The organism is Streptomyces milbemycinicus, from assembly GCF_002154605.1.
In the GTDB taxonomy this organism is placed as follows: domain Bacteria; phylum Actinomycetota; class Actinomycetes; order Streptomycetales; family Streptomycetaceae; genus Streptomyces; species Streptomyces milbemycinicus.
Window position 1 is genome coordinate 1 of record NZ_MUNE01000009.1, and the last position, 9010, is coordinate 9010.

2 protein-coding genes are annotated in these 9010 nt (G+C 74.5%); both read right to left on the bottom strand.

All coding sequences use genetic code 11. The annotated features are described in order from the left end of the window. The coding region (locus tag CCN51_RS00745; protein WP_143675699.1) for a type I polyketide synthase at positions 1 to 7068 on the bottom strand (7068 nt) is incomplete at its 3' end. Positions 7069 to 7113: 45 nt separating this feature from the next. Continuing rightward, the coding region (locus CCN51_RS00750) for a KR domain-containing protein (protein ID WP_143675700.1) at positions 7114 to 9010 on the bottom strand (1897 nt) is incomplete at its 5' end.

A 9010-nucleotide genomic window follows, 5' to 3' on the forward strand; every position in this document is an offset into this window, starting at 1 on the left:
CAGCCACACCGTGTCGCCCGCCGGGGGCGCGACGGGGAGCGGGGCGACCAGGTTCGGGTGGGGGAGGTTCCGGGCCAGGGCGTCCAGGGCGGCGGTCATCTCCTGGCGGTCGCTGCCGATGATCACGGCTCGTCGTTCGAATGTCGCCCGGGCCGTGGCCAACGACCACCCCACGTCCGTGACCGGCGTGGTGTCGTCGGCTCCCAGCCGGTCGGCGAGGGACGTGGCCACGGTCCGCAGGGCCTCGTCGGTGCGGGCGGAGAGCGGCCAGGCCACGGCCACGGGCGCGGGGCGGTCCGCCGCCGGCCCGTCTCCGGGGCGGTCCGGGGCCTGTTCGAGGATGAGGTGCGCGTTGGTGCCGGAGGCACCGAAGGAGGACACGGCGGCGCGCCGGGGGCGGTCGGTCGCGGGCCAGTCGGTGGGTTCGGTGAGGAGTTGGACGTTTCCGGTGGTCCAGTCGATGTGCGGGCTGGGTTCGTCGATGTGGAGGCTGGCGGGCAGCCGGCCGTGGACCATGGCCATGATCATTTTGATGACCCCGGCGACGCCGGCGGCGGCCTGGGTGTGGCCGATGTTGGACTTGACGGATCCGAGCCACAGCGGACGGTCCGCAGGGCGTTCCTGGCCGTAGGTGGCCAGGAGCGCCTGAGCCTCGATGGGGTCGCCCAGCGTCGTGCCCGTGCCATGCGCTTCCACGGCGTCCACATCCGCCGGGTCGAGTCCCGCTCCGGCCAGGGCCCGGCGGATGACGCGTTGCTGGGCGGGCCCGTTGGGCGCCGTCAGGCCGTTGCTCGCGCCGTCCTGGTTGACCGCCGAACCGCGCAGTACGGCGAGCACCCGGTGCCCGTGGCTCCGCGCGTCCGACAGCCGCTCCAGCAGCACCAGGCCGACACCCTCGCCGAAGCCGGTGCCGTCGGCGGCGGCGGCGAACGGCTTGCACCGGCCGTCCGGCGCCAGACCCCGCTGCCGGGAGAACCCGGTGAACACGTCGGGGGTGGCCAGGACGGTCACGCCGCCTGCCAGCGCCAGGTCGCACTCGCCCTGCCGCAGGGCCTGGGCGGCCAGATGCATGGTGACCAGGGAGGAGGAGCAGGCGGTGTCGACGGTGACGGCGGGGCCCTGGAGGCCGAGGGTGTACGCCACCCGGCCGGCGATGATGCTGCTGGTCCCGGAGAGCCCGGCGTAGCCGTCCAGTCGGGGGTCGCCGGGGGGCAGGCCGTTGCCGTAGTCGTGGTACATGACGCCGGCGTAGACGCCGGTCAGGCTGTCCTTGAGGGTGTGGGGGTCGATGCCGGCCCGTTCCAGCAGTTCCCAGGACGTTTCCAGCAGGACGCGCTGCTGCGGGTCCATCGCCAGGGCCTCGCGGGGGTTGATGCCGAAGAACGCGGCGTCGAAGCCGTCGGCGTCGTACATGAACGCGCCCTCGGAGGCGTAGGTGGTGCCGGGGTGGTCGGGGTCGGGGTGGAACAGGTTGGCCAGGTCCCAGCCGCGGTTGGTGGGGAACGGGCCGAGCACATGCCGATCCGCCGCGACCAGGTCCCACAGCTCCTCGGGCGTGGTCACCCCGCCGGGGAAGCGGCAGGCCATCGCCACCACCGCGATCGGCTCGTCGGCGGCCCCGGCCCTGGACGGAATGGCCCGGGGGGACGCGGGGGAGGCGGTGGCGGTCAGGCGTTCCAGGAGGTGGTCGGCGAGGGCCAGGGGAGTGGGGTAGTCGAAGACGAGGGTCGCGGGCAGACGCAGCCCGGTGGCACCGGCCAGGCGGTTGCGCAGTTCGACGGCGGTCAGTGAGTCGAAGCCCAGCTCCTTGAACGCGGCCTCGGCCCGGATCGCCGTGTCGGAGGAGTGCCCCAGCACCACCGTGACCATCTGGCGGACCGTCTGCAGCAGCAGATCGCGCCGGGCGGTGGCGTCGAGACCGGCCAGCCGGCCCGCCAGCGTGGGGCCGGTGGCATGGTGTTCCATGGCGCGGCGGCGAGCAGGCCTGGCCAGGGCGCGTAGCATGGCGGGGCTGTCCGGGCCCAGTCGGGTGGCGTCGAGGTCGGCGGCCACCACCACGGGGTGGGTGACGTGCAACGCCGCGTCGAGGAGCCCGAGGGCACGAGACGTCGCCAGGGGGCGCATGCCGAGGGTGCCGAGGCGGGAGAGGTCGGCCTCGGTGAGGTGTTCGGTCATGGCGGAGGCCTGTTCCCACAGCGTCCAGGCGACCGAGGTCCCGGGCAGCCCGGCGGCGCGCCGGTGGGCGATCAGGGCGTCGGTGCAGGCGTTGGCGGCTGCGTAGCCGGCCTGGCCGGAGTTGCCGACGACGCCGGCGGCGGAGGAGAACACCACGAACATCCGCAGGGGCAGATCGCGGGTGAGGGTGTGCAGATGCCACGCGCCTGTGGCCTTCGGCTCCCACACCCGGGTGAGCCGGTCGGCGTCCCAGGACTCCACCAGGGCGTCGTCGGTCACCCCGGCGGAGTGGACCACGCCGAGCAGCGGGTGGCTGTCGGGGATCGTCCGCAACGTCTCCGCCAGCGCGGCGCGGTCGGCCACGTCAACCGCCGCCACGTCCACCTGGGCCCCCAGGGCGGTGAGCCGCCGCACCAGTTCGGCCGCTTCGGGGGCGTTCGGGCCGCGACGGGAGAGGAGCAGCACACGCTCCACGCCGTGCGCGCGGACCAGGTGTTCGGCGGCCGCTCCGCCCAGCACACCCGTTCCGCCCGACACCAGCACCGTGCCACCGGACAGCTCCGGGGTGTCGGCCTCGGCCGCCGGGGCGGTGCGCACCAGACGCGGCACCAGCGTTCCGGCCGCGCGCACGACGACCTGCGGTTCGTCCGCGTCGATGGACCGGCGCAGTGCCTCGGCGAGGCTCTCGCCCCCACCCGCGTCGGCATCCGTGTCGCCGCCCACGTCGAGCAGGGTGAACCGGCCCGGGTGCTCGGCCTGGACCGAACGGACCAGACCCCAGACGGCCGCGCCACCCGGGTCCACCGCACCCTCGTCGTCGCCGGCCGACACCGCGTCGGAGGTGACCAGCACCAACCGGGAGTCCAGCCACCGCGGTTCGGCCAGCCATTCCCGTATCAGGGCCAGTACGCCCCCGACGGCGGCGAGGCCGTCGTCGGGCGTGGCCGTCGCGGGCACCGGGTGGAGGACGACCGTCGGCACCGGGGCCCCGTCGTCCACCGCGGCGAGCAGCGCGCCCAGGTCGGCGTGGCCCGCCACCCCGGCGAGCCGTACGCCACCGCCGCCCACCGTGGCCCAACCGCCGTCATCCGGGGGCGGTGCGTCACCCGTCCCGCCTCGCGCGGGCACCCAGTCCACGACGAACAGGCCCTCGGCGGCGCGCGCGCCGAGGGCACGCAGCTCGGCGAGGCCGGTGGGGCGCGCGGCGACCGACGCGGCCTCGAGGACCGGCGCGCCGGTCTCGTCGGTCAGGGAGATCCGCTGCCCGTTGTCCTCCGGGGATATGCGCACGCGAACCCGGCGGGCGCCCGTGGCCCACAGCGACACACCGCTCCACGCGAACGGCAGCCACACCTGCCCGGCGTCAGATCCGTCCTCCCGGCCGCCGCCGAGGATCGTCGGGTGCGTGGCGGCGTCCAACAGCGCCGGATGGATGCCGAACCGGTCGGCGCCCTCGCCGGCCGCCTCGGGCAGCGCGATCTCGGCGAGCAGATCGGCGCCGTCCCGCCACGCCGCGGTGAGGCCGCGGAACGCGGGGCCATAGCCGTAGCCTCCGGCCGCGGCCCGCTCGTAGAAGTCCGTGACGTCCAGCGGTTCCGCCCCCCGCGGTGGCCAGGGGGCCGCCGGGGCGTCCGGCGGGGCGGTCCGGTCCTCGGGGGCCTCGGGCGCCAGCACGCCCATGGCGTGGCACACCCATCCGTCGGGGGTCTCGGTGTCGAGCTCGTCGGGGCGCGAGTACACGTCCACCGTCCGCCTGCCCTCGTCGTCGGCGGGCCCCACCGCGACGCGTACGCGCAGGGCCCCCGAGGCGGGCAGCACGAACGGGGTCTGGAGGGCCAGCTCCTCGACCGCGGCACAGCCCGCCTCGTGAGCGGCCTGCAACGCCCACTCGACCATGGCCGCCCCGGGCAGCAGCGTGGTGTCGCCGACGACGTGGTCGGCGAGCCAGCCGGCGCCCGTTGTGGCCGAGAGGCGTCCGGTCAGCACCATGCCGCCGTCGGGCAGGCTCACCGCGGCGGCCAGCAGCGGATGGTCGACAGCGCGCAGACCGGCGGCGGACACGTCCCCCGCGCCGCTGCCGCCGACGGGTATCCAGTAACGCTTTCCCTGGAAGGGGTACGTGGGCAGCTCGACGGTACGGGGCGCGCGGTCGGCAGGGAACCAGGGGCGCCAGTCGACCTCGACCCCCGCGGCGTGGGCCTGGGCGAGCGCGAGGGCGAGCTGATGCGCGCCGCCGTGGTCGCGGCGGAGGGTGGCGAGGGAGGCGGCGCGGGTGCCGGACTCCTCGAAGATGTCCTGCAGGCTCGTGGACAGGATCGGGTGCGGGTTGCACTGGATGAAGGCCCGGTACCCGTCGGCCAGCAGACGGCCCACGGCATCCGCGAAGCGGACCGGTCGGCGGAGGTTGTCGAACCAGTACTCGGTGCCGAGTTCAGCGGTGTTCAGCCGCTCCGCGGTGACGGTGGAGTAGAACGCGATCTCGGACTCGACCGGTGTCACATCACGCAGGGCGGAGACGATGTCGTCGTGGATGCGGTCCACATGGGGGCCGTGGGAGGCGTACTCGACGTCGATGGTGCGGGTGCGTGCGCCACGCTCCCGGGCCGCCTCGAGAACGGCGTCCAGATGGTCGGGGGAGCCCGAGACGACCGTGGCGTGCGGGCCGTTGACGGCGGCGACGGCGACGTCCCCGGCCGCGGCGCCGAGCTCGGCGAGGAGCCGCGCGGTGTCCTCGGCGCCCAGGCTGAGGGAGGCCATGGCACCGTGCCCGATCAGCGGGCGAAGCGCCTGGACGCGCAGGGCGATGATCTTGGCGGCGTCGTCGAGGGTGAGGGCTCCGGCGACGCACGCCGCGGCGACCTCGCCCTGGGAGTGCCCGACGACGGCCGCCGGGGTGATGCCGAAGCTCTGCCAGACGGCGGCCAGCGAGACGTGGATGGCCCACAGCACGGGCTGGATGACGTCGTCCCGGCCGGGGTCCGTCGCCGGATCCGTGCCGCGCAGCACCTCCGTCAGCGACCAGTCCACGTACGGCCCCAGAGCCCGCTCGCACTCGGCGATCCGGGCGGCGAACACCGGTGAGGAGTCGAGGAGTTCACGGGCCATGCCCGGCCACTGGGCTCCCTGGCCGGGGAAGACGAATACCGGGCCGGCGCCGATCGGGCCCGCCGTTGCGGTGACGACCGCGGGGTCGGGCTCGTCGGCGGCCAGCTTGGCCAGACCGTCGAGCAGCGTCGCACGGTCCGTGCCCACGACCACGGCCCGGTGCTCGAACCGGGCACGTGTCGTCGCCAGCGACCAGCCCACGTCCGTCACGTCGGCGGCCGGATCGCCCTCCGCCACCTCGGCGAGACGCAGCGCCTGCCGCGCCAGCGCCGCCTCGTCCCGCGCGGACAGCATCCACGGCACCACGCCGCCCGCCACCACGGCCTGCCGCGCCGGCGCCGCCCCCTCCGTGTCCCGGGCCGGGTCGCCCGCGTCCGGGTCGCCCGCGTCCGTCTCGCTCGTGTCCGGGTCGGGCGCCTGCTCGATGATCACATGCGCGTTGGTTCCGGAGACGCCGAACGAGGACACCCCGGCCCGGCGCGGGTGGTCCGTCTCGGGCCACTCGACCGGCTCGGTCACCAGACGTATGGCCCCCGAGCCCCAGTCCACGTGCGGCGTCGGCTCGTCGATGTGCAACGTCGCGGGGAACAGCCCGTGCCGGATCGCCATCACCGTCTTGATCACGCCCGCCACTCCGGCGGCGGCCTGGGGGTGACCGATGTTCGACTTGACCGAGCCCAGCAGCAGCGGCCGGTCGGCCGGCCGCCGCTGCCCGTACGTCGCGTGCAGCGCGTCGGCCTCGATCGGGTCGCCGAGCCGGGTGCCCGTGCCATGCGCCTCCACCGCGTCCACCTCGGCGGACGACAGGCGGGCGTTGAGGAGCGCCTGACGGATGACGCGCTGCTGCGACGGCCCGTTGGGCGCGGAGAAGCCATTGCTCGCGCCGTCCTGGTTGACGGCCGAGCCCCGGATGACGGCGAGCACCTGGTGGCCGTTGCGCCGGGCGTCGGACAGCCGCTCGAGAAGGACGAGCCCGGCCCCCTCGCCCCAGCCGGTGCCGTCGGCGCCGGCGGCGAACGGCTTGCAGCGTCCGTTCGGCGCCAGGCCGCGCTGGCGGGCGAAGCCGATGAACACTGCGGGCGAGGACATGATGGTCACCCCGCCGACCACCGCCAGGCCGCACTCGCCCTGCCGCAGCGCATGAATCCCCTGATGCATCGCCACCAGCGACGCGGAGCAGGCCGTCTCCACCGTCAGCGAGGGGCCCTCGAGGCCGAAGGTGTACGACAAGCGGCCCGACAGCATGCTGGGCGCGACGCCCACATACCCCTCGGACTCCTTGCGAGCGGGGCCGCTCGGCGTGCCCGAGCCCATGGTCGCCGCACCGATGAAGACGCCGGTCCGACTTCCCCGCAGGCTCGTCGCGTCGAGGCCGGCGCGCTCGAACAGCTCCCAGGTCACCTCGAGCAGCTTGCGCTGCTGCGGGTCCATGACCAGCGCCTCCCGGGGGCTGATCTCGAAGAAACCCGAGTCGAACGTGTCGGCGTCGCGCAGGAACCCGCCCTCGCGCGTGTACGTCGTGCCGGGGTGGTCGGGGTCGGGGTGGTACAGGCCCTCCAGATCCCAGCCGCGGTCCGCGGGGAACGGCCCGATCACGTCGCCCCCCGAGGCCACCAGGTCCCACAACGCCTCGGGCGAATCCACCCCGCCGGGGAACCGGCAGGTCATCGCGGTGATGGCGATGGGCTCCTGGTGCCGCTCCTCGACCTCGCGCAGGCGCCGCCGCGTGTCGTGCAGGTCCGTCGCCACACGCTTGAGGTAGTCGACAAGCCTCTCTTCATCCGGCATGTGTAGTCACGACCTTCATACGCGTCGAAGCGAGCAGATGAGCCATCACGAGGTGCCGAGTTCGTTGTCGATGAACGCGAGCACCTCGTCGGCGGTGGCGAGCGTGAGCCGGTCGGCCGCGTTGTCCTCGGCCGGTGGCGCGGACGCCGCCTTCCATTGGGCCAGCAGACCCTCAAGCCGATCTGTCACCGCCCGCGCGTCGGCCTCGGGCAGATCGAGGGCCGACAGCGTGGACTCCAGCCTCGCCAGCTCGCCGAGCACCGGGTCCACACCGCCCTGGGCCGCCGACCCCCCGTCCGCCACCAGCCGGCCGCGCAGGTAATCGGCCAGCGACTTCGCCGACGGGAAGTCGAAGACGAGCGCGGCGGGCAGCCGCAGCCCGGTCGCGGCCGAGAGCCGGTTGCGCAGCTCGACGCCGGTCAGGGAGTCGAAGCCGAGATCCTTGAACGGGGCCTCCTCCCGGACGCGCTCGGAATCCGCGTGGCCGAGCACCGTCGCGGCGTTGCCGCGTACCAGCGTGAGCAGCTGCTGCCGCTGTTCGGCCGCCGGGAGCCCGGCGAGCCGGCGCGTCCAGTCGTCGGGGCGCTGCACGGCCGCGGCGGCGCGCCGTGTGGCCCCGCCCGAGCGGGTGGCCAGGCCGCGCAGTGCGGCCGGGAGGATGGCGACCGGCTGCGCGGCCAGAGCGGGCACGTCGAGGTTGAGCGCCACGAGTTGCGGGTCGCCTTGCCGGTGTGCCGCGTCGAACAGCGCCAGCGCGTGTTCGGTGGCCAGCGCCCTGACGCCGGCGCGGCCCATCCGTGCCACATCGGCTTGGCTGAGTTGCCCGGTGATGTCGCTGGTGGTGGACCACAGGCCCCAGGCGATGGAGGTGGCCGGCAGGCCGGCGTGCTGCCGCTGGGCGGCGAGGGCGTCGCAGTAGGCGTTGGCGGCGGCGTAGTTGGCCTGTCCGGGGTTGCCGAGGGTGCCCGAGACGGAGGAGTACAGGGTGAACATGGCCAGGGGGAGGTGCTTGGTGGCCTGGTGGAGGTTGGCGGCGCTCGTCGCCTTGGCGGTCCAGACGCGCCGGAGGGTGTCGGGGGTCTGCGAGGTGACCACGGCGTCCTCGACGATGCCCGCGGTGTGGACGACGCCGGTGAGGGGATGATCCGGATCGATGGCGTCGACGACCCGGCGCAGGGCCCCCGGATCCGAGGCGTCCGCGGCGGTGATGTGGACGGTGGCACCCAGCTCGGCGAGGCGGGTCGCGAGATCGGTGGCGCCGGGGGCGTCGGGTCCGCGACGGCTGAGGAGTTGGAGATGGGTGATGTGGTGGGTGGTGACGAGGTGTTCGGCGACCAGGCCGGCGAGCACGCCGGTGCCACCGGTGATCAGAACGGTGCCGTCGGGATCGAGGGCGGGAGGGACGGTCAGCACGAGCTTGCCGGTGTGCTCGGCCCGGCTCATGTGGCGCAGCGCCTGACGGGCCCTGGCCAGCGGCCACGCCCGCACCGGGAGCGGCGCCAGGACACCCTCGTCGAACAGCGCCACCAGCGCCGCCAGCATCGGCTGGACGCGCTCCGGCCCGGCGTCCGGGACCAGGTCGTAGACGCGGTAGTCCACGCCAGGGAAGTCCTTGGCCAGCTGTTCGGGGTCGCGTGCGTCGGCCCGGCCGGGATCAAGGAAGCGGCCGCCCTCGGCCAGCAGGCGCAGGGACGCGTCGGTGCGGTCGTCGGTGTGGTCGCCGGTGAGGCTGTTGAGGACCACGTCGACGCCGCGGCCGCCGGTGGCGGCGCGGAAGGCGTTCTCGAAGTCCAGGTCGCGGGAGGATGCGCGGTGGGCCTCGTCGATGCCCATTGCCTTCAGTACATGGTGCTCGGCAGGGTCGGCGGTGGCGTGGACCTCGGCGCCCAGGTGGCGGGCGATCTGCACCGCCGCCGTGCCGACGCCGCCGGTGGCGGCGTGG